This is a genomic window from Aestuariivirga sp. (assembly GCF_020252395.1).
Lineage (GTDB): Bacteria > Pseudomonadota > Alphaproteobacteria > Rhizobiales > Aestuariivirgaceae > Aestuariivirga.
The window spans coordinates 128,159-148,988 of sequence record NZ_JADCDB010000021.1; the positions used below are offsets into that span (position 1 = coordinate 128,159).

Annotated in this window: 20 protein-coding genes; 8 read left to right on the plus strand and 12 right to left on the minus strand. The window is 61.8% G+C overall.

Annotation, left to right across the window (positions count from 1 at the left end; all coding sequences use genetic code 11):
* Nucleotides 1-122: 122 nt before the first annotated feature.
* The 5 genes from IOC82_RS11235 to IOC82_RS11255 all read left to right on the plus strand — a co-directional run bounded on the left by IOC82_RS11235 (nt 123) and on the right by IOC82_RS11255 (nt 5,177).
* The gene (locus IOC82_RS11235) at nt 123-1,658 is read left to right on the plus strand and encodes an ABC transporter substrate-binding protein (protein ID WP_290546282.1); all 1,536 of its coding nucleotides are present in this window, start codon (nt 123-125) and stop codon (nt 1,656-1,658) included.
* Between the two features lie 61 nt (nt 1,659-1,719).
* The gene (locus IOC82_RS11240; protein WP_290546283.1) at nt 1,720-2,727 is read left to right on the plus strand and encodes an ABC transporter permease; all 1,008 of its coding nucleotides are present in this window, start codon (nt 1,720-1,722) and stop codon (nt 2,725-2,727) included.
* Nucleotides 2,720-3,535: an ABC transporter permease gene (locus tag IOC82_RS11245; protein WP_290546284.1), complete on the plus strand. Its 816-nt coding sequence runs from the start codon at nt 2,720-2,722 to the stop codon at nt 3,533-3,535. Before IOC82_RS11240 ends, IOC82_RS11245 begins: the two co-directional genes overlap by 8 nt.
* On the plus strand, nt 3,532-4,377 hold the full coding sequence (locus IOC82_RS11250; protein WP_290546285.1) for an ABC transporter ATP-binding protein: 846 nt from the start codon (nt 3,532-3,534) through the stop codon (nt 4,375-4,377). Before IOC82_RS11245 ends, IOC82_RS11250 begins: the two co-directional genes overlap by 4 nt.
* Complete coding sequence (locus IOC82_RS11255) at nt 4,374-5,177, plus strand: ATP-binding cassette domain-containing protein (RefSeq protein WP_366935673.1); 804 nt, start codon at nt 4,374-4,376, stop codon at nt 5,175-5,177. Before IOC82_RS11250 ends, IOC82_RS11255 begins: the two co-directional genes overlap by 4 nt.
* A gap of 226 nt (nt 5,178-5,403) precedes the next feature.
* Here IOC82_RS11255 and IOC82_RS11260 read toward each other — a convergent pair whose 3' ends face one another.
* From IOC82_RS11260 to IOC82_RS11275, 4 genes are all read right to left on the minus strand, one after another.
* On the minus strand, nt 5,404-6,330 hold the full coding sequence (locus IOC82_RS11260) for a sugar-binding transcriptional regulator (RefSeq protein WP_290546286.1): 927 nt from the start codon (nt 6,328-6,330) through the stop codon (nt 5,404-5,406).
* 58 nt (nt 6,331-6,388) lie between these two features.
* Nucleotides 6,389-7,237, minus strand: a complete 849-nt coding sequence (locus IOC82_RS11265) for a carbohydrate ABC transporter permease (RefSeq protein WP_290546287.1) — start codon at nt 7,235-7,237, stop codon at nt 6,389-6,391.
* Nucleotides 7,237-8,115, minus strand: coding sequence for a carbohydrate ABC transporter permease (locus IOC82_RS11270; protein ID WP_290546288.1), 879 nt, complete (start codon nt 8,113-8,115; stop codon nt 7,237-7,239). The genes IOC82_RS11265 and IOC82_RS11270 overlap by 1 nt, the downstream gene beginning before the upstream one ends.
* A gap of 80 nt (nt 8,116-8,195) precedes the next feature.
* On the minus strand, nt 8,196-9,536 hold the full coding sequence (locus IOC82_RS11275; RefSeq protein WP_290546289.1) for an extracellular solute-binding protein: 1,341 nt from the start codon (nt 9,534-9,536) through the stop codon (nt 8,196-8,198).
* A gap of 117 nt (nt 9,537-9,653) precedes the next feature.
* Between IOC82_RS11275 and ugpC the strand changes: the two genes are divergently transcribed.
* From ugpC to IOC82_RS11290, 3 genes are read left to right on the plus strand one after another with little or no spacing between them, the layout of a single operon-like run.
* On the plus strand, nt 9,654-10,718 hold the full coding sequence (ugpC, locus tag IOC82_RS11280; RefSeq protein ID WP_290546290.1) for a sn-glycerol-3-phosphate ABC transporter ATP-binding protein UgpC: 1,065 nt from the start codon (nt 9,654-9,656) through the stop codon (nt 10,716-10,718).
* Complete coding sequence (locus tag IOC82_RS11285) at nt 10,715-12,067, plus strand: sn-glycerol-1-phosphate dehydrogenase (protein WP_290546291.1); 1,353 nt, start codon at nt 10,715-10,717, stop codon at nt 12,065-12,067. Before ugpC ends, IOC82_RS11285 begins: the two co-directional genes overlap by 4 nt.
* A 43-nt stretch (nt 12,068-12,110) precedes the next feature.
* A complete protein-coding gene (locus IOC82_RS11290) occupies nt 12,111-12,674 on the plus strand; it encodes an SIS domain-containing protein (RefSeq protein ID WP_290546292.1) in 564 nt (187 codons plus the stop codon).
* A gap of 170 nt (nt 12,675-12,844) precedes the next feature.
* Here IOC82_RS11290 and IOC82_RS11295 read toward each other — a convergent pair whose 3' ends face one another.
* The 8 genes from IOC82_RS11295 to IOC82_RS11330 all read right to left on the minus strand — a co-directional run bounded on the left by IOC82_RS11295 (nt 12,845) and on the right by IOC82_RS11330 (nt 20,820).
* Complete coding sequence (locus tag IOC82_RS11295) at nt 12,845-13,861, minus strand: agmatine deiminase family protein (RefSeq protein ID WP_290546293.1); 1,017 nt, start codon at nt 13,859-13,861, stop codon at nt 12,845-12,847.
* Nucleotides 13,862-13,871: 10 nt separating this feature from the next.
* Nucleotides 13,872-14,543 carry a GntR family transcriptional regulator gene (locus tag IOC82_RS11300; protein ID WP_290546294.1) on the minus strand — a complete coding sequence of 224 codons (672 nt, stop codon included), beginning with the start codon at nt 14,541-14,543 and terminating at the stop codon, nt 13,872-13,874.
* A gap of 119 nt (nt 14,544-14,662) precedes the next feature.
* The gene (locus IOC82_RS11305) at nt 14,663-15,148 is read right to left on the minus strand and encodes an ATP-binding cassette domain-containing protein (protein WP_366935675.1); all 486 of its coding nucleotides are present in this window, start codon (nt 15,146-15,148) and stop codon (nt 14,663-14,665) included.
* The gene (locus tag IOC82_RS11310) at nt 15,145-15,921 is read right to left on the minus strand and encodes an ABC transporter permease subunit (RefSeq protein ID WP_290546295.1); all 777 of its coding nucleotides are present in this window, start codon (nt 15,919-15,921) and stop codon (nt 15,145-15,147) included. The genes IOC82_RS11305 and IOC82_RS11310 overlap by 4 nt, the downstream gene beginning before the upstream one ends.
* Nucleotides 15,918-16,610 (minus strand): ABC transporter permease subunit, encoded by a 693-nt coding sequence (locus tag IOC82_RS11315; RefSeq protein ID WP_290546296.1) that lies wholly within the window; start codon nt 16,608-16,610, stop codon nt 15,918-15,920. Before IOC82_RS11315 ends, IOC82_RS11310 begins: the two co-directional genes overlap by 4 nt.
* An 83-nt stretch (nt 16,611-16,693) precedes the next feature.
* Complete coding sequence (locus tag IOC82_RS11320) at nt 16,694-17,476, minus strand: transporter substrate-binding domain-containing protein (protein ID WP_290546297.1); 783 nt, start codon at nt 17,474-17,476, stop codon at nt 16,694-16,696.
* Nucleotides 17,477-17,506: 30 nt separating this feature from the next.
* Nucleotides 17,507-19,927 carry an FAD-dependent oxidoreductase gene (locus IOC82_RS11325; protein WP_290546298.1) on the minus strand — a complete coding sequence of 807 codons (2,421 nt, stop codon included), beginning with the start codon at nt 19,925-19,927 and terminating at the stop codon, nt 17,507-17,509.
* Nucleotides 19,927-20,820, minus strand: a complete 894-nt coding sequence (locus IOC82_RS11330; RefSeq protein ID WP_290546299.1) for a fumarylacetoacetate hydrolase family protein — start codon at nt 20,818-20,820, stop codon at nt 19,927-19,929. The genes IOC82_RS11325 and IOC82_RS11330 overlap by 1 nt, the downstream gene beginning before the upstream one ends.
* Between the last annotated feature and the right edge of the window lie 10 nt (nt 20,821-20,830).

Below are 20,830 nucleotides of genomic sequence, written 5' to 3' on the forward strand. Positions count from 1 at the left end.
GCGTTTGCATGGTCAAACCGCCATGCGGCCCGAAAAATGCACTTGAATATTTTCCACGCTCAGCCCCAAAATGCTGTTCAATCCGGCGTTAACCAAACGCACGGCACAACAGGGAGGACACCATGATCGACGTTTCACGCCGCCAGCTGCTGCAGGGCGGCCTGGCAAGCCTGCTGCTCGGACCGGGAGTGATGGTCACCGCGGCCCATGCCGAGGGCAGCACTGTCACCATTGCCTACAACGTGAATCTGCCCTCGTGGGATCCCACCACCGGCCTGTCTGCCGTGAACCCGACGATCCAGGCGATCTACCGCTCGGTGTTCGACCAGTTCATCGGCCAGAAGCCCGACCTCGAATTCCAGCCGGGCCTGCTCACGGAGTGGGGCTGGTCCGACGACAAGAAACAGGTGCACATGACGGTGCGCGACGGTGTCAAGTGGCATGACGGCACGCCCTTCACCGCCGAGGACGTGGTGTGGTCGCTGGAGCGTGCGGGCAAGATGGATGGCGGCAACCCCATCGCCTTCATCTGGTCGAAGATCGGCAACTTCAAGATCGACGGCAACAAGATCACCGCGGACGTGCTGCAGTTCGAGCCCACCCTGTTCAAGTGGATGGCCTTCCTGACGGGCTATGTGATGCCCAAGGCCTATTACGAGAAGGTGGGCGCGGAAGGCTTCGAGGCGAAGCCCATCGGCACCGGGCCCTATATGGTGGACCAGTTCGAGCGCAACGCCTTCGTGCGCCTCAAGGCCAACCCCGATTACTGGGGCGGCAAGCCCGCCTTCGACACCGTGGTGTTCAAGTTCGTGCCGGACGCCACGAGCCGCGTGGCCGAGATCGAGTCGGGATCGTCCGACGTCACGGTGGATGTGCCCTTCGAGGAGTATGACCGCCTGAAGGCCAAGGATGGCCTGGCCGGCGTGGTGACGCCCGTCTCCGACATCGGCATGATCTTCCTCAACAACGATGGCCCGATGCTGGACAAGAACGTGCGCATGGCGGCTGCCATCTCGATCGACAAGAAGGCCATCGTCGACAAACTGCTGCGCGGCTATGCAACGCCCATCAGCACGCTGGAAGCGCCGGAATACACCGCCTTCGATCCGTCGATCGTGGTGCCTTATGATCCGGAGAAGGCCAAGGAGCTGCTCAAGGCATCCGGTTTCGGCCCGGACAATCCGGTGAAGTTCGCCATTCAGACCACGCGCGGGTTGAAGCCCAAGGACTACGAGATGGTGCAGGCCATCGTCGGCATGTGGCGCAAGGTCGGCATCGAGGCCGAGATCGAGGTCTACGAGATCGCCAAGCACTACGAGCTGCGCGCCGCCGATAAACTGGCGCCGGCCGCCTTCTACAACTGGGGCAATGCCATCGGCGATCCCACCACCTCCACGGGCTTCGCCATGTTCGGCCCGAGCCCGCACTCGGTGTGGAACACGGATGACCTTGACGGCATGATCGGCCCGCTGTGGGGCGAGGCCGACGAGCAGAAGCGCATCGGCGGCTGGAAGGCGGTGGACAAATACATCGCCGAGAATGCCTATGTGATCCCGCTGATCCAGTATCAGCAGCCGATCCTGTTCAAGAAGACCGTCAAGGTCACGCCGAACGTGGCGGGCTCGCCCGAGCCCGCGCAGATGTCGTCGGCGTCCTGATCCGGCCGACATGGCGCGAGGCCCGGTGTCCTGCCGGGCCTCGTTGCTTGCAGAGACGAGAATGCCGTTCAGCCTCATCCTCTCCCGCGCGCTCTCCGCCCTCGTCACGCTGTTCGGCGTGATGGTGGTGGTCTTCGTGCTGGTGCGCGTGGCGCCGGGCGACCCAATTTCCATGATGATCGCGCCGGGGGCGACGGACGCCGACATCGCGGCGCTGCGCGCGCATTATGGCCTCGACCTGCCGGTCTGGCAGCAGTTCTGGATCTGGTTCGGCCAGGTGCTGCACGGCAACTTGGGCACCTCGATCTCGATGAAGCAGGGTGTCATCACCATCATCGGGCAGCGCCTGCCCGCCACGCTGGAACTGGCCATCTTCGCCCTCGCCATGGCGGTCGTGTGGGGCGGCTTCATCGCGCTCGTCTCCACCGCCTGGCGCGGCGCCTGGGTGGAACGCCTCATCGACAATTTTAACGGCATCATGCTCGCCGTGCCGGACTTCATCTGGGGCCTCGCCTTCGTCCTCGTGCTGGGCGTTCTGGCGCCGGTGCTGCCGATCTCGGGCCGCAGCGATCCGTCCATCGACGCCGGTCTCACCACCCAGTTCTACATTCTCGAGGGCCTCCTCAGGGGCAAGTTCGCCTTCGTGTGGGACGTTCTGAAGCACATGCTGCTGCCGGCCTGCGCGCTGGCCTTCCCGCTCGCCGCCGTCATCGGCCGCGTGCTCAAGAACACCATGATGGACGTGATGGTGCAGGACTACATCACGCTCGCCCGCATCAAAGGCCTCTCCAGCCTCCGCATCCTGCTGCAGGAGGCGCTGCGCAACGCTGCCGTCCCCGCGCTAGCCCTGACGGGGGTGCAGTTCACCTTCCTCATCGGCGGCACCGTGATCACCGAGCGCATCTTCTCCTACCCCGGCATCGGCAACCTCGCGATCGACGCCGTCATCAACCGCGACCTGCCGCTGATTCAGGGGCTGGTGCTGACCTTCGGCATCATCTTCATTACCGTGAACATGCTCGTCGATGCGCTGACCGTCTGGCTGAACCCGAGGCTCCGCCATGCCTAGGGACCCGCGCATCTGGCTCGGCGGCGGCTTCATCCTGTTCCTCGCGCTGGCCGCGATCTTCGCGCCGCTCTTGGCGCCCTTCGATCCGCTGGAACAGGACCTGATGGCGGCAACCGCCGCCCCCGGCGCCGAGCCCGGCCATTGGCTGGGCACCGACAGCCTCGGCCGCGACCTGCTCTCGCGCCTCATCCATGGCACGCGCATTGCGCTCACCGTGGCCTTCGTCGCTGCCACGCTGGCCTGCCTGCTCGGCACCACGCTTGGGCTGCTTGCAGGTTACTACCGCGGCTGGGTGGACGCCGGCGTGAGCCGCCTGATCGACATCTGGATGGCCTTTCCGCCGGTGCTGCTGTCGATCCTGCTCGTGGCCGTGCTGGGCGCCGGCCTCACCTCGGTGATCGCCGCCATCGTGGTCATCGACTGGACGCGCTTTGCCCGCGTGGTGCGCGCCGAAACGCTGCAGCAAGCGCGGCTCGAATATGCCGAGGCCGCATCCGCGCTGGGCATGGGGCGCGGCGCCATCTTGTGGCGCGAAGTGCTGCCCAACGTGCTGCCCGTGGTGCTGGTGCTGCTGTCGCTCGAAATGGGCATCGCGGTGATCGTCGAGGCGATCCTGTCCTTCGTCGGGCTCTCGGTCTCGACCGACACGCCCACCTGGGGCGGCATGATTGCGGAAGGCCGGCAGATCATCTATCAGGCCTGGTGGGTGCTGGTGTTCCCGCTGGGCGCATTGTTCCTCACCGTGCTCGCCTTCAACCAGCTGGGAGACGGATTGCGCCAGTGGCTCGATCCGATTCTGAAGCGATGAGCCCTGTGATCGACATCCGCAATCTCTCCGCCCGCACCGCGGCGGGCCCCATCCTGCGCGACGTCTCGCTCCCGGTGAATGCCGGGGAGGTGATGGCGCTGGTGGGCGAGAGCGGGGCCGGCAAATCCACCATCGCTAAAGCGGTGCTCGGCATCCTGCCCGCCGGCATCAAGGTGACCGGCGGCAACATCTTCTTCGAGGGCGCCGACCTTCTCGCGCTGACGCCTGCAGGGCTGCGCGAGCTGCTGGGCGTGCGCATCGCGCTGATCCCGCAAGACCCCCTCACGTCGCTGAACCCCGCCCGCCGCATCGGCGACCAGCTGACGGATGGCCTGCGCCTGCGCGCCGGCATGAACTTCCGGGCCGCGTGGGACAAGGCGCTTGGCCTTCTCAACGACGTCCACATCCGCGAACCGGAGCAGGTGCTGAAACGCTATCCGCATGAGCTCTCCGGCGGCATGCGCCAGCGCGTTCTCATCGCCCAGGCCTTCTCGCTGAACCCGCATGTGATCATCGCCGACGAGCCGACCACGGCGCTGGACGTGACCGTGCAGAAGCAGGTGCTGCGGCTGATCCGCGACATGCAGCGCGAGCGCAAAACCACGCTGCTCTTCGTCACCCATGACCTGGGCGTCGTCGCCCAGATCTGCGACCGCATGACGGTGCTCTATGGCGGCAAGGTGCTGGAACAGGGGGCCACCGCCGAGATCCTGCGGAACCCGCGAAGCCCCTATACCAAGGCCCTGCTGGCGGCGAGCCCGCGCTATGACCAGCCGGAGCAGAGCCTGAAGCCCGTGCCAGAAGCCCTCATCGCCGAGCTCAAACGGGAGATCGGCGCGTGACGCTGATCGAGGCCCGCAACATCTCGCTCGACGTGCCGGACATGAGCCATCAGGCGCTCATCGGTCAGCGCCGCAAGCTGCGCATCCTGAAGAACGTGTCGCTGTCGCTCAAGAAGGGCGAGACGGTGGGTCTCGTGGGCGAGTCGGGTTCCGGCAAGACATCGCTCGGCCGCTGCCTGCTGCGCCTCCATGAGCCCAGCGAAGGCACGCTGGCCTTCGACGGACAGGACATCACCCATGCGTCGCCCGCGCAACTCAAGCCGCTGCGCCGCCGCATGCAGATGATCTTCCAGGACCCGCAGTCCTCGCTCAACCCGCGGCACACCATCGGCAGCATCCTCGCCACCGCGCTGAAGCTGAATGAACTCGATGCGGGCGAGACATCCATCGCCGCCATCCTCGGCCGCGTGGGCCTGCCCGCCTCCGCCAGCCGCCGCTATCCGCACCAATTATCGGGCGGCCAGCGCCAGCGCGTGGGCAGCGCGCTCGCGGTGGCGCTGAAGCCGGAATTCGTGGTGGCGGACGAGATCGTCTCCGGCCTCGATGTGTCGACCCAGGCCCAGGTGCTGGACCTGCTCAAGGGCCTGCGCGACGAAATGGGCCTGGCGCTGGCCTTCATCAGTCACGATCTGTCGGTGGTGCGCTCGCTGTGTGAGCGCGTGGTAATCATGAAAAATGGCGAGATCGTCGAGGAAGGCCTAACGGCAGATGTCTTCGCCAACCCGAAGACCGGCTTCACCCGAACGCTGATCGCCTCCATTCCCCTGCCCGAGGTGCGGCCCGGCTGGCTCGACCAATAGATGGCAAGGATGCGATGCCCATTCCGGGCGTCAACCCCTCATGCCTGGCGCATCCCCGGACGGTCGGTCCTGTCTTAACCTTGCATCTGCCCGTCTACGAAATTGCGGGAACGCAGTGGTCAACAAACGATACATGAACATGCGGCCACGGTTTCAGGCCGATGAAAACCCAACCGAAGCCGCCATCGCCTGAAAACATGTGCGAAAGATTCTGGACACTACGTTCCTATCTCCACTGAAGCGCCAGCAGGCCTTCGGCGGACGCCTCGTCGGTGACAAGCACTCGCGCCAGACTCTGCTGCAATACAGCATGCATGACGGGTATCTTGTAGGAACCGCCTGCTGCAAGAATGGTGTTCGGGATCTGGCGCATATCCTCGATCCCGATACCGACGACCCTCTCGTTGATCGGGTGATCTATGGGCTTTCCGTTCTTGTCGACGATGGTGCCTAGAACATCGCCCACGGCGCCGGCCCTGATCAAGTCCTGGGTCTTGACATCGGCCGGAAGACCGTCCCTCACGAGGAGAGACCGCTGGGAGATGTCGCTGCAGGCCACCGCCATGCCGTCGATTTTCCTGATCTTTGACAGCACCTCGTTGAAGACGTCCAGATGCATTATCGTATCGCGCGACCGTCTCGATCCAGCATAGAGAGGCGCCGGAAAATAACTGTGCTGCGCCCCAAGAAGGTCGGCCAGTCTGGTGGTGATCTCGAAGCTGTTGAAGTCCGATCCGCGCGTCAGACCGCCCATGACCGAGATGATTTCCAGGTCGCCGCGCTTGAAAGAAGCCACGAACCTCGTTGCAAGATTGAGCGTGTTTCCCCAGCTCAGGCCAAATCTCCTGACTTTTGGATTCGCGAGCTTGCTGGACAGGACTTGCCCCAGGGCGGCGCCCACGATCATCTGAAGGTCCTCAGGCCGCTGCGGCGAAGGCGCAACATAGGCCTGATCCAAACCGTAGACCTTGCAAAGCCTTTCTTCCAACTCAGGACAGGCGGAAAAGGGTGTGTTGAGCGTTATGCGCACCATGCCGTTCTTGCGCGCTTCAGCCAAAGCCTTGTTGACACGCAAGCGCGTGACATCGAGCTTGGCTGCAACCTGCTCCTGTGTCAGACCCTCGATGTGATAGGCCCAGGCCACCTGGGCCATCAGGCGCTCTTCCGCGTCGATCCTCGGAAGCTTCGGAGCACGGGACATTCGCCGGCCGCTACTTCACGGCGCCCATCGTCAGGCCTCTGACGAGATGCCGCGACACGATGATTGCAAAAATCAGCACGGGCACCACGATCAGGGTCGCCGTGGCCATGATCTTTCCGTAGGGCACGTCATAGCCCTCCATGAAGGTGATCGCCATCGCCGGCGCGGTCTTCGCGGCTTTTGGAGCGAGGATGTAGGCGAACAGCAATTCGTTCCATGAGAAGATAAAGGAAAAGATAGCGGATACCGCGACCCCAGGCATGGCGAGAGGAAGGCAGATCGACCAAAAAATGCGCCAATGCCCCGCGCCCTCGAGGCTTGCAGCCTCGTCAAGGTCATAGGGAATCGAACGGAACTGGTCAGTGCAGATCCAAATGACGATCGGCAGACAGAAGGTGATGTACATGAGCACAAGCGCAAGGTGGGTGTCACGCAAGCCGACCTGCCGGGCGATCAGAAACACCGGGAAAACCAGGACAACCGGAGACACGAAGCGGTTGGTGATGAACCAGAACCAGAGATCCTTCTTGCCGCGGAATTCGAAACGCGCGAGCGCGTAGGCGGCGGGGCAGCCGAGCCCGATGGACAGCACCGTCGTCGCAACCGCCACAATGAGCGAATTGATCAGAGACGCACCGACCCTGTCCTCGAACAGGACCTCCCAGTAGTTCGCGAGCGTCGGCGTGAAAATCCAGGCGGGCGGCGACTGCAGCGCAACCACCTGCGTCTTCAGGCTCGTCGTCACCATCCAGTAAAACGGAAAAACGCAGAACAGGCAGATCAGGCACAGCACGATTGCCTCCGCCGCAACTGGCTTTCGCGGTCCATGCCGGTTGGGCCGGCTGAATTTGCCCGCCATCAGCGCACCTCCCTGTAGAACAATCTGATGTAGGCGCGCGCCAGAAAAACGGTCAGGACGAGAAGGATGATGGCCTGCGCCGAGGCGAGGCCGATATCGAACTGACGGTTACCGGTCCGCTCGATCAGGATCGCGATGAACTCGGTCGCCGACCCGGGTCCGCCGCGCGTCATCGTAAAGACCATGTCGAAAAGCTTCAGGGTATCGGCCGTTCGAAGAATGAGCACGGCCACGAGACCCGGCACAAGAAAGGGGAGCTGGATATGGCGGAGAATGGTCCACCACCTGCCGGTTTCGAGCCGCGCGGCCTCCTCGATCTCCGGCGGAACGCTGGAAAGACTGGCGAGCATCACCAGCGCCACAAATGGAGTCCATTGCCAGACATCCCAGAAGATAACGGCGATGTAGGCATTGACCGGATCCCCGATCCAGTTGACTGGCGCAATTCCGGCAAAGCCCAGAAACTGATTGATGACGCCGTACTTGATGTTGAACATCACCTGGGCGAGAAGCCCCACCACCGCATAGGTCGTCGCCATCGGAAGCACCAACGCCAGGCGGGTCAGCGCCCGCAGGGCGCCGAGTCCCGGGCGGTGGAGGAGCAAGGCGATCCCCACGCCTAAAACGATCTGAGTGGGAACGGAGACGAAGAACAGCACGGCAGTTCGGTACATGGACTGCCAGAAGACGGGATCGGTCAGAACCGTGGCATAATTCGCCAGGCCGACGAATTCCTGCTGGTTTGCCTTCGTCAGATTGAAGAAGTGAAGGCTCTTCCAGACACCGTAAAGCAGAGGCGCAATGCCCACGAGGGCAAGCGCAAATACGGAAGGCCCAAGGAAGGCGGCAATCGTCGACGCTCTCACGCGGGTCGTCATGACATGTTTTCCCCGGGGGTCCGCAGTTCGCTAAACGGCGGGGGTGGCGCCCCCGCCGCTGCCGTCCTGCCGGCGCAGCCTTACTGCGCGAGAGGCTTCTTGCCGTCGTAGTAGCCGGCCTTCTGAAGCACTTCTTCCATCTTGGCGCCGATGGTCTTGGCGCCCTCCTCGACCGAGACTTCGCCCAGCATCATCTTGGAACCCCATTCCTGGACGATTTCCGTGATGGTCGGCCACTCCGCGAAGCGCGGGCGGAACTCCGGAACGCCATCCTGCCAGCTCTCGACAAGGGCGGGGATGTAGGTGAACCTCTTCGCGTTGTCCGCATTCTGATACACCGACTGCCGCGCAGGCACGCCACCCTTCTCGAGATAGGTCTGGGCGTTGGCCTTCGAGGTCAGCCACTGGATCATGAGCCAGGCAGCGGCCTTTTCATTGTCATCGGCCTGCGTTGCAACGGCCAGCGAGAAGCCGCCCAGCGCGGGCTTGCGGCCCGCGGGGCCTTTCGGCTCGGGAGCGATCGCGAGGCAGTCGCCGATCTTGGACGTGTCCTTGTTGGTGAGCGTCGAATAGAAGGCCGACCACTCCGTGATCATTGCGACATCGCCCTGCGCAAGGGCGTTGACCGCTTCGGCATGATCATAGGAGACGATGCCCGGGGGCATGTACTTCATGAGATCCTGGCGGAAGTTCAGACCGGCCTGGCTCTCGGGCGAGTTCAGGTTCGACTTGAAGTCCTTCGTCAGGAAGGAACCGCCGAACGGCCACAGCATGCGGGCAAAACTGTCCGCCGACTGGGTCTCGTTGCGCTTCGACTGGAGAGCGAAGGCGAACTTTCCATCCTTCGTCAAAGCCGGGCCGTATTTGTCCTTGAGATCGGCCCAGGTCTCCGGCGGACCGTCGAAGCCTGCATCCTTCAGCATGCACTTGTTGTAGAAGAGAAGGCCGGAGTAGTTGTCGAACGGCAGGCCGTAGATCGTCCCGTTCCAGCCGCCGAATGCATTGAGCACAAGCGGGAAGAAATCGTTCATGTCGAGATCCGGATCGGCGAGCTTCGGATCCTTGGTAAAGGTGTCGGCAGGAACGATCCAGCCGTTTTCGGCGAAGTTTCCGATCCACACAAGGTCGATCAGCGCGGCGTCGAGGTCTCCCTGCGCAACGAAGTCGCGCACTTGCTCGCCGAGAGCGTTTTCGTAGGGAAGCGTGGTGATGTTTACCTTGATGCCAGTCTTCGACTCGAACTCTGGCAGCATTTCCTTCGCGGCGTTGTAACCCGGACGGTCGAGGAACACGACGTCCACGGTCGTTCCCGCATAGGGCTTGGCGGCCTCCTCCAGAGACCAGGCGGATGCCGCTTGCGAGCCGGCAGCCAATCCCAAAGCCATGAACGCAAATGCGCTGACGCAATTTCTGAGCTTCATGAAGTTTCTCCCTTTGAGCGACCAAAGCATCTGTTTACATTTGTATCGCTATCCATATAAATGTATTTCCGGGAAGCGAAGTCAACTGATTTTTGGAAAGCATTGCGGGAGGCAAGCATGGCGCGGGTGGAATTGTCGAACATCGACAAGTCGTACGGCCCGCAGCAGGTTTTGCACGGCGTCTCTCTCGAGATCGCCGACGGGGAGTTCACGGTCTTCGTCGGACCCTCCGGTTGCGGCAAGTCCACACTGCTTCGCTCGATCGCGGGGCTGGAAGACATATCGCGTGGCAGGATCGTCATCGGCAGCGAAGACGTGACGCAAAAGCTGCCCTCCGAACGCGACATTGCCATGGTGTTCCAGTCCTACGCGCTCTACCCCCACATGACCGTGCGCGAGAACATGGAATTCGGCATGAAGATCAATAACTTCCCTCCGGCGGAGCGGAGCCGCCGCGTGGCGGAGGCGGCGCGGATCCTCCAGTTGAACGACTACCTGGACCGGAAACCGGGCCAGCTTTCCGGCGGCCAGCGGCAGCGCGTCGCGATCGGGCGCGCCATCGTCAAGAATCCCAAGGTCTTCCTCTTCGACGAACCCCTCTCCAACCTCGACGCAAAGCTCCGCGTGCAGATGCGTGTCGAACTCGAGGCGCTGCACCGGCAGTTGCAGGCGACCATGATCTATGTGACCCACGACCAGGTCGAGGCCATGACCATGGCGGACAAGATCGTCGTTCTCAACGCGGGCCGCATCGAACAAGTGGGAACGCCAATGGAGCTTTATCACCACCCGCGGACCCAGTTCGTGGCCGGTTTCATCGGCGCCCCGGCCATGAACTTTCTCGACATCGGCTCGATTGGCTTCGCAGCCGGGGGCAGCCTTGGGAACCGGCTGCCGCAAATGGCAGGCGCAGCCGTGACCGCCGGGATAAGGCCGGAACACATAGCACTGTGCGAGGCCGGAAAAGGCGATGTCGATGCGACGGTGCGGCTTCGCGAGACGCTCGGCGGCGATGCCTACCTCTACGCCAACCTCAAGGACGGCTCCAGCGTCACCGTCCGTACCGAGGGTGACACAGCGATCGACGCTGGGCAAGTCATCGGGCTGGGTCTTCCCCAACACAGACTGCACGTCTTCGACAGGCAGGGCCTGGCCCTGGGTTCCGGAGGGGCACGTCATTGAGCAACGCACAGGCCGTCATCGAGCGCGGACTTCGTTCCTCGAAATCGGTCGCCGAAATCGCCCTGGACCAGGGTGTCCTCGCGCGGGCGCCTCAGCTGCTGTCAACGCATTTTGGCGCATCCGCGGCATGCCTCGTGGCCGACGAGAACACCTGGAAGGCTGCAGGCGCGGCGGTGGAGAGCCATCTTGCGGCGGCAGGTAAAGCCGTGACGAAGATCGTGCTGCCGGCCAGTCCCAAGCCGAAGCCGTCGGTTGAGCTTGCGTCGGAACTGGCCAGCTTCCTGACGTCCTCCGGGGGTGTTCCCGTCGCTGTAGGTTCTGGCGTGATCAACGACGTCGTGAAACACGCAGCCTTCAGCTTGCAGAGACCCTATCTCTGCGTCGCGACCGCAGCCTCGATGGACGGTTACACCTCGGCGGGCGCGCCGCTGTCGGAGAAAGGTTTCAAGAAGACGATCCAATGCCGCCCGGCGCGCGTCATCGCCGGGGACCTCGAGGTGCTACGCAACGCACCCAAGAAGATGTCAGGATGGGGCTTCAGCGACCTCGCCGGCAAGATTCCTGCCGGCGCGGACTGGATCCTGGCCGACGCCCTCGGGATCGAGCCGATCGACAACGCCGCCTGGCCAATGGTGCAGGAGCACCTGAGGGAGTTCCTGGCCGATCCGGAGGACGTGGCGCAAGGGCAAGCGCAGGCCATCGGGAAACTGTTCGCAGGGCTTGCGGCCGTCGGGCTTGCGATGGAGGCGCACGGCTCGTCGCGCCCGGCCTCGGGCGCGGATCATCAGATTGCTCATCTTTGGGAGATGGAAGGGCTTTCGCATGGTGGCGAGCCCGTCAGCCACGGAGCCTGTGTCGCCATCGGCTCGCTTGCGGTATTGCAGCTCTACCAATGGCTTCTGCGGCAAGACTTGAGCAGCCTTGACGTCGAACACGCCCTGCACCGCGCCAAAACCCTTCCAGAGAAGGTTGACGACGTCAGGCGGGCGTTCGGCTCCAGCGAGATTGGCGAGCGGTCCATCGAGGAAGTCCGCATGAAGCACGTGGAACGCGATGAACTGCGCGCCAGACTTTGCCGGTTTAAGCACGACTGGACCGGCCTCAAGCCGCGTCTGCAGCGCCAACTGATGACCCCGGACGCGTTTGCCACGATGCTTGCCGCGGCCGGCGCACCCAACTCTCCCGCGGCGATCGGCGTCAACGGCTCCCGCCTTCGCAAGACAGTGCTCGAAGCGCGCTTCCTTCGCAGCAGATACACCATTCTCGATACACTTGAGGAAACAGGCCTGCTGCACCGTGCCGTTACGGAGCTGTTTCCGGAAGGAGAGGACTTGCGCCTGGTGTCATAGGATCTGACGGGGACCAGGCGCCCATCAAGAGGAGCAGAGGATCATGCTGGACTATCGCGATACCGTCGTGAAGGCGGCCGACGAGATGAAAGCCGCCGCAATGGCAGCCAGCGAGGATGAACTCGACAGGCTGGCGCGTGAAATCACCCGGGCAAAGCGGATCGTGCTTCACGGCGTCGGCCGCGAAGGCCTGATGATGCGCGCGCTGGCCATGCGCCTTTACCATCTGGGTCTGGACGCCCACGTTGCAGGCGACATGTCTGCCCCGCCCGTGGGGCGCGGAGACCTCTTGCTGGTCAGCGCCGGGCCTGGCCACTTCCCGACCATCCAGGCGCTTGTCGATGTCGCGGCGAAGGCAGGCGCCCGGACAGCGTGCATCACAGCCCAGCCGAAAGGGCCGGTTCCGCGAGCTTGCGATGTCATCTTCACGATACCGGCCCAGACAATGGCGGATGACACAAAACCTAAAGCGGCCTCGGTGCTGCCCATGGGGTCCCTCTATGAAGGCGCGCAGTACCTGGTTTTCGAGGCCCTGATCCTGCTGCTGCGGGACAGGCTCAAGGTTTCTCCGTCCGCTATGCGGAAGCGGCATACCAACCTCGAGTGAGAGGAGCAGTCCTGACGGCGGCCGGCGACCGCGTCTCGATCGCAGACGGAAAAAGCCCTCGTGACAGGAGCCTCGAAGGGAATGGGCGCGGAGACATGCCGCGTCTTTGCCGGGCGGGGGCGGATATTGTGGCCGCGGCGCGCGAAAGCCCCGTCCACCCGCCATCTAGCTTACAAGGCAGGAACCTGTTGCGTCATGCAATGGATGGCGCCTCCCTGCCTCGGCGCGGCTCTCATGGTGACCGGCACGATTTCCCGGCCGCCAAGAATTGTTCCGAGGTAGGCAACAGCTTCGCGGTCCTTGTCCGGCTCTGCACCAGCAACGGGCACGATTGCAGCTCCGTTGCAGAGATAGAAATTCATATAGGGAGCAATAATCCACCGATTCTCGTCGAGAAACCCGGACATGTAAGGAAAGTCCACCACCTCGATGCCTTCGCGTTCGAGCTGCGCCCGTGATGCCGACAGATGCGGTTCATTCGGATCGCCGGCAGCGGGCCTGAGCATCAGGGCCCTGCGAGGAGCAATAAAGCAGAGGAACATGTCAGCGTGGCCATCTGTGCCGTAATAAATACGGTCGGGGTCACGGACTGAGTCTTCTGCTAGGCCCTGGCCCAGCCAGATGATCTTCTCGAGGCCGAGCGCATGCTTGATGCGGAACTCGACGGTTTGCTTGTCAAGGTACCAGTTCCTCGATGGATGCATCACACAGCCCTCCGGCGCCACCATCAGGCCCGCGCCGTCGACGGCAACCGCGCCGCCTTCGAGAACGACATCCACATCATCAACCGGAATGCCGAGATCCTCCGCAAGCGTGCGCCCGAGACGGGCGTCTCGGTCTCGATTGGCATGACGCTCGCCCCACGCATTGAAGCGGAAATGCCTGGCGCGGCGTGTCTTCCCATCGGTCACAAACAGTGGCCCGTTGTCACGCAACCAAGATCCATCCATCGGACGGACGACGACGGTTACGTTCGCGGCCAGAACCTTGCGAGCAGCGGATGCCTGAACCTCATCCGCGCAGACCATGGTGACGGGTTCAAACTGCGCAATTGCATTTGCGACCGCTGCAAACTCGCGGCGGCCCTGCTCAAGCGTATGGCCCCACGAGGACTGGCGGCAAGGCCAACCCATCAAGGTGCGATCATGACGCTCCCATTCGGCAGGCATATGAAAACTGTTTCGCATGTCCTGCTCCCTACTGGCGGCCGCCGGCCACTCCTTTCAGAATGAGGTTCTTCGTGAGTTGGAGATGGCGGGTGAGCGAGGCCGCTGCGGCTTCCTCGTCGCGCTTCAGCGCAAGATCGACGAGCTCCTGATGCTCCGCGGTGACGTCCCTCCTCACCACCTCGAAGGGCATCGACCAGCGCCGGTAGACCTCCGCGGCAGCACGCAGCGACTCCGCAATGCCGATGAGGCGCTTGCTCTTTGCCGCGCTCAGAAGGGCCATGTGGAAGTCATGATGGGCCCTTGCCCAGGCAGCAGTCACCGGCGATCCCTCCTCGGGATCATGCTTGGGAGTGCGCTCCATGCGGTGATGGGCAGAGACGATGCGAGCCTCCCAATCGATGTCGCCATTCCGAATAGCATCCTTGAAGACCAGGCTTTCGATGGTGCAGCGCGTTTCCGTTAGGTCAATCAGATCCTCGAGTGAAAGGGTCATCACCTTGAAGCCGAGCTGGGACTGGTTCACCGTCAGCCCTTCTGCCGTCAGGCGCATGAGCGCCTCTCGCAGCACGCCCATGCTGGCGCCATAATCCGTCTTGAGCCTTGCGAAGGGCAATTGGCTGCCCGGTTCGATATGGCCACCCAGTATGTCGGCCTTGATGCGATGGTAGACTTCTTCGGTGCGGGTCTGGTTTGTCGCCATTTCTCTATTGTCCTAGTGGGCCGCGTTCGTGAGGAAGCGATCGAACCTGGCCGATTGTCCGCGCCGGAAGTCATCGGAGGGCTTGCCCTCCAGTTCAACCTGCCCCTGATGCAGAAACACTATGCGAGATGAGACATCCCGCGCAAAACCGATCTCGTGGGTAACCACCATCGTCCGTCCCTCCTCCGCCAGTCCTCGCATGACGCGGAGGACCTCACCCAGAGGCTCCGGAGCCAGGACGGATGTAGGTTCTGCGTCACGATCAAGCGCGACCAAAGATTGAAGCTCCGCAAGATAAAGCCGGTACTGCGCCGCAGCGAAAGAACCTTCTCCTTGCCCGCCCTGCCTGACGGAGGACCAGGAAGATCTATCCCGATGCCATTCACCTCCATGTGCCCGGCATCCCCCGTTTTCAGGAAGTTGATGCAGCAGAGAAACGCGCTCCTGCCCGACCCCGAAGCCCCGGGGATGGAGATCGCCTCCCCCTTGTGGGCCTCGACGGTCACACCCTTTAGGATTTCGAGGCCACCGAAACTCTTGTGGAGATCCCGGGCCAGCAGCGCGCGTTTTGGCGGGGCGGCTTTAGCCATTCCGGATCCCATCATATCAATTGCGTCTGGATGCGATTTGTAGCGCTTCGCAGAGCCAAATGCTTGAGAGTTTTGCGTTCGACGAATCCGAGAATGCGCGTGATGCCGAAGACAAGGACCATGTAGATAACCGTTGCCGCCAGGAAGCCCTCATAGGCAAGATAGTACTGGGCATTGAATCTGCGGGCGGCACCCAGAACGTCGATTACGGTCAACATGGAGGCTATGGCAGAGCCATGAAGCAGGAAAATCGACTCGTTTGCCATCATCGGTAGACAGCGGCGCAAGGCGGATGGAAGGATGATCCGGCGCAGCGCCATGGTTCGCGACATACCGATCGCTGCCGCGGCCTCAATCTCCCCTCTTGGCACGGCGTTGAGGCCTCCACGGTAAATCTCGACCTGATAGGCGGCCGAATTGATCGCGAAGGCGATCGCGGCACAGAACCAAGGGCTCTTCAGAACGGGCCAGACAACGCTCTCCCGCACGGCCTCGAATTGCGCAAGTCCGAAGTAAAGGATATATGCCTGCACCAGCATGGGCGATCCGCGTATGACATAGACGAAGCCAGCAATGGCTTCGGACAGAATCGCTATCCGTCGCCATCGGGCAATAGCCATCGGCAAGGCAACGATAGCCCCGAACACGAGGCCAAACAGAACCAGCAATATGGTGTTCTTGATACCGGTGAGGAAGATGTCCCAGTGCGAAAGGATCAGGACGAAGTCGATAGGCGACTGTTTCTCAGAGAACTCCGCGATCAGCGCCAGCAGTTCCGGCGGGCTCATACCTCCCGCCTCCGTCCACGCGTATAACGCGCCTCGAGTGCACGAAGGACCGCTTCTGACGCTGCGGTGAAGAGAAGATAGATCGCCATGATGGCGAGGAGAAAGATGAACGGGTTACGCGTGGTGTTTCCGGCCGACATGCCATAGGAGACGAGGTCTTTGAGCCCGATGACCGAGACCAACGCCGTTGTCTTGAGGAGCACCATCCAGTTGACGCCAATAGACGGCAGCGCGTAGCCCATGAGTTGCGGAAAGGTAATGAGCCGGAACACCTGCCCATGGGTCATGCCGATGGCGTGTGCGGCCTCAAGCTGTCCGGGAGGAATGGATACATATGCGCCACGGAAGGTTTCGGTCATATATGCACCGAAAATAAACCCGATGGTGATGACGCCCGCAAAAAATGCATTCAGCTCGACATAGTCCCACCAGCCGGTGACGGTACCCAACTTGTTCAGGAGCGTCTGGCCCCCGAAATAGAGGAGCAGCATCATACAGAGGTCGGGAACAGATCGCACGAAGGTCGTGTAGCAACCCGCAATACGCCTGAGTGCGGAGCCGCCGCCGATCTTCGCGGCGGCGCCAGCAAGGCCGATCACCAGGGCCAGGCAAAGGCTGCAGATGCCAAGCAGAAGCGTTATGCCGCTGCCCTGAACCAGAAGCCATTTGTAGTTCCATAGGCTGTCCATCTGGACGTATCCTGTCTGCAGAATTGCGACGCCTCGCTGGTGGAGCAAAACGGCACCGGATGGGTCTCCGGCGCCGCCGTGCTTCAATTGCCGTAGATATCGCGGCCAAAGTATTTGTTGGACAGGGCGATGTAGCTGCCATCCTCGCGCGTCTTGGCGATGGCGGCGTTCAACTTGCCCTTGAGCGCTTCATTACCCTTACGCAGCGCAATTCCGCTACCGACTCCGAAGCACTGATCGTCATAAAGATCTGCCTTGATCGGGGCGAATTTATCCGCGTTCTTGGGATCAGACTTCAGCCAGACTTCGCCCGGTATGGTATCGACAAGCACGGCGTCGATGCGGCCAGCCTGCAGATCGAGATAAGCCTCTTCCGAAGTCGTGTACTGGCGCATATCGGCATTCGCCATGTGCTTCTTCAGATAGCATTCATGCGCCGAGGCGCGAAGAAGGCCGATGGATTTTCCTGCCGTGCCTGCCTCATCGGCAGTGAAACCGGCATCCTTGAGAGCAATGAGAGCGGAGGGTCCCTTATAGTAGGGATCGGTGAAGTCGACCTGCTTCATGCGTTCTTCGTTAATCCCCATGGAGGAGATGATGACATCGAATTTCTTGGCCAAAAGCCCCGGAATGATGCCGTCCCACTCTATGTCGACGAATTCGCACTTGCGGTTGATGCGCTCGCACAGAAGATTCGCATAATCCACATCGAATCCACCGAGTGTGCCGTCAGAATTGAGCACGTCGAAGGGTGGATAGCCCGACGAGATGCCGACCCGCAAGACGTCCTCGGCTTGAACGATGGGCGGCATCAGAGACATGGCGGCTGCTGCCAGAACTCCAAGGAAGGCAATGCGTCGTTTCATGGGTTTTCCTCCTGTTGCTTATTCTTCAAGTCAGCTTTTCATCCTGCTCGCAGTGGGATCGAATGCCGCGGCGGAGAGCAGTCTTACGCTGCGGCGCTTTCCAAGAATGTCGATGCTCAGGGGTTCAGCGGTTCCCGCATGGGTGCCCTTCATGTAACCAAGCGCGAGGCTCCTGGAGACGCGGAAGCCATAGGCCGCTGATGACAGAAAGCCGACGACCTCCTCGCCGGCGAGGATTGGCTCGTCACCCCACGGATCGGCATCGTCCGCGTCGATTTCGAAGAGCGAATAGACATATCGCTTGGACCGGTCCCGCAGCTTGAGCGCGGCCTCGCGGCCCACGAAATCGGGCTTGTCGAACTTCACCAGGGCACCCATGCCCGACTCGAAAGGGGTGTAGTCGAGGGCATATTCCAGACCCCACGCGCCATAGCCCTTTTCGATGCGGAGACTATTGAGGGCACGGATGCCGGCGAGGGACACACCGAGGTCCTTGCCCGCCTCGATCAAAGCCTCGAGCAGCGGCAGGTGTGACTCTGGCCGAACATAAATCTCGTAGCCAAGTTCACCTGTATAGGCGACCCGGAGAAGAATGGCTTCGGCCGCAGGGCCCATCTGCACGCGACCGGTCCGGCGATAGGGCCATGCATCGCCCGAAAGGTCTTGGTCACAGAGCCTGGACAGCAAGCTCCGCGCATGAGGGCCTGAGACCGAAAGACCACAGAGGCCAGAGGTCATGCTCTCGACCGAAACGTCATGGCTCGGCAGAAACTGTTCCCACCAGCGGTGATGGTAGCGGTCGACGACACCCGACCCGATCAGCAGGAATTCCGCTTTGCCCAGCTGCGCGACGGAGAACTCTCCCATCAGATGCCCAGTGTGGCTGAGCATAGGCGTCAGGACCAGCTGGCCATCGCGGGTCGGCATCCTGTTGGCCATCACATGGTCGAGCCATGCCCGGGCGCCGGCGCCTTTGACGACATGCTTTCCGTAAGTGGAAATGTCGATGATGCCCACACCCTGCTGAAGCGCCAGGCACTCCCCTTTGACAACTTCAAACCAATTCGGGCGCCTGAAAGTGAGGCTCTCCTCGGGCTTGGTGCCACTGGGCGCAAACCACAGGGGGAACTCCATACCATCGCTCGCGCCGAAGACCGCTCCCTTTTCACGGTAGAGTGCATAGGCAGGCGTCGTGAGGACAGGCCGTCCTGCACTGCGATGTTCGTAGGGATAGAGTGTCTTGAAGCGCGTGGCGTACATGTCGCCCGTCCGCGCCTTCACATAGGCCTTGCCCGCCCATCGACCGTAGCGGGCCACGTCCCACATGAAAACGTCGAAGAGAGGCTCTCTCTCCTTCATCCAGCCGGCGAGCACCATGCCGATCGCGGCAGACTGACTGAAGCCGGTCATCACCCCGCAGGCACACCAGTAGTTTGGCACTCCCGGGTAAGGGCCGATGAGCGGATTGAGGTCAGGCGAGAAGATCATCGGGCCGTTGATGATGCGCTTGACGCCGGCTGCACCCAGCACGGGCACGGCTTCGACAGCCTGGAGGAAGTTCTTGTCGATGCGCTCCAGTTGGTTTGGCAGCAGTTCGTGCCCGAAATTGAGAGGCGTTCCCTTCTCGGCCCAATGCGTGCAGGGGTCCTCATAGACGCCGAGGAGAAGACCTTTTCCCTCCTGGCGCATGTAGTATTCCGAATCGGCATCCCCGATGAGGGGAAGTTCGAAATCTAGGCTCTCGATCTCGGGAATGCTCTCGGTCACGAAATAATGGTGCTCGACGGGCATGAGCGGGAGCTGGATACCCGCCATGGCCGCAACTTCGCGGGCCCATAGTCCAGCCGCATTCACGACCCGGTCTGCCCGGATGGTTCCATTCTTGGTGACGACATCCCAGCTGCCATCGGGCCTCAACCTGGTGTCGATCACCGGGTTGTGCCGCACGATCTCGGCGCCCATGTCCCGGGCGCCTTTGGCAAAGGCCTGAGTCACGCCACTGGGGTCGACATGCCCGAAATGTGGTTCGTCAAGAACACCCTTGATGGTGGAAGGATCGAGAATGGGGCAGCGCTTCAACGTTTCTTCGATCGTAAGCCAGCCAGTCTCGAGACCCGCACGGCGCGCTGCCATGTGATGCCGCTGCAACTCATCCATGCGCTCGTCGGTACGCGCCAGAGCCAGGGCTCCGACATGATGGAAACCACAGGACTGGCCTGTTTCCCGCTCGAGTTGCGGATAGATGCTGAAACTGTAGTTGTGGAGATAAGTGGCATTGGCACCACCTCCAAATGCGCCCGTTCCGCCCGCAGCATGCCAGGTGGAGCCCGCCGTGAGCTCAGCGCGTTCGATCAGCAGCACATCCTTGAAGCCTGCCTTCATAAGATGATAGGCGATAGAACAGCCCGTTACCCCGCCGCCAATGATCGCAACTTCGACATGGGATTTCATCACACGGCCTCTGCAATGCGATTGCGGAGCAAGCCTATGCCCTCAATTTCGACCTCGACGACGTTGCCGCTCTTGAGGAAGCGCGCAGGCTTGTGAGCCGAGGCGACCCCCGCAGGTGTGCCTGTCGCGATGATGTCCCCTGGTTCAAGTGTCATGATGCGTGACAGAAAGGCAATGATCTGAGCTACGGAAAAGATCATCGATGAGGTATTCCCGTCCTGCAGCACATCTCCGTCCACGCGAGTCCTGACGGCAAGATTCTGGATGTCGGCGATCTCGTCGAGAGTGACGAGCGCAGGGCCGCAGGGGCCGAAGGTGTCGATCGCCTTTCCGCCCGTCCACAGTTGATTAGCCAGCTGCAGATCGCGAGCGCTCACGTCGTTGAAAGCCATGATGCCTGCAACATGATCGAGCGCCGATGACTCTTCGATGTAGCGGCCACGCCTTCCGATAATGACGGCGAGCTCGGCTTCATAGTCGACCTTGCTGGTATCGCGCGGCGGGACGACCTCATCCTTCTCTCCCACCAGCGAGTTGGGATACTTGGCGAAGAAGATTGGTGCCGTGGGAGGTGTTGCTCCTACCTCCTTTGCATGATCATGGTAGTTGAGGCCAATGCAGACGATCTTCTGCGGATCAGGGATTGGAGGCCCAAGTCTCAGACTTGCGCGGGCCATTGACTTCAGATGCCCGCTCTTATTGCGGGCGACGCCATGGAGTTGGTGCACTGCATCGAGCCCAAGTTTGAGAAGCGTCCGGTTTGTTCGCGCCGCGGCAACGCCTTCCGCGTTCCAACCCGCGAGCCTTGCGACTTCGGCGGTGTCCACAACGGAACCTTCGAGCTCGATTCCACTCGTCCAGGCTCCGGGCTTTCCATAACTGACAAGACGCATCCCGAGGCTC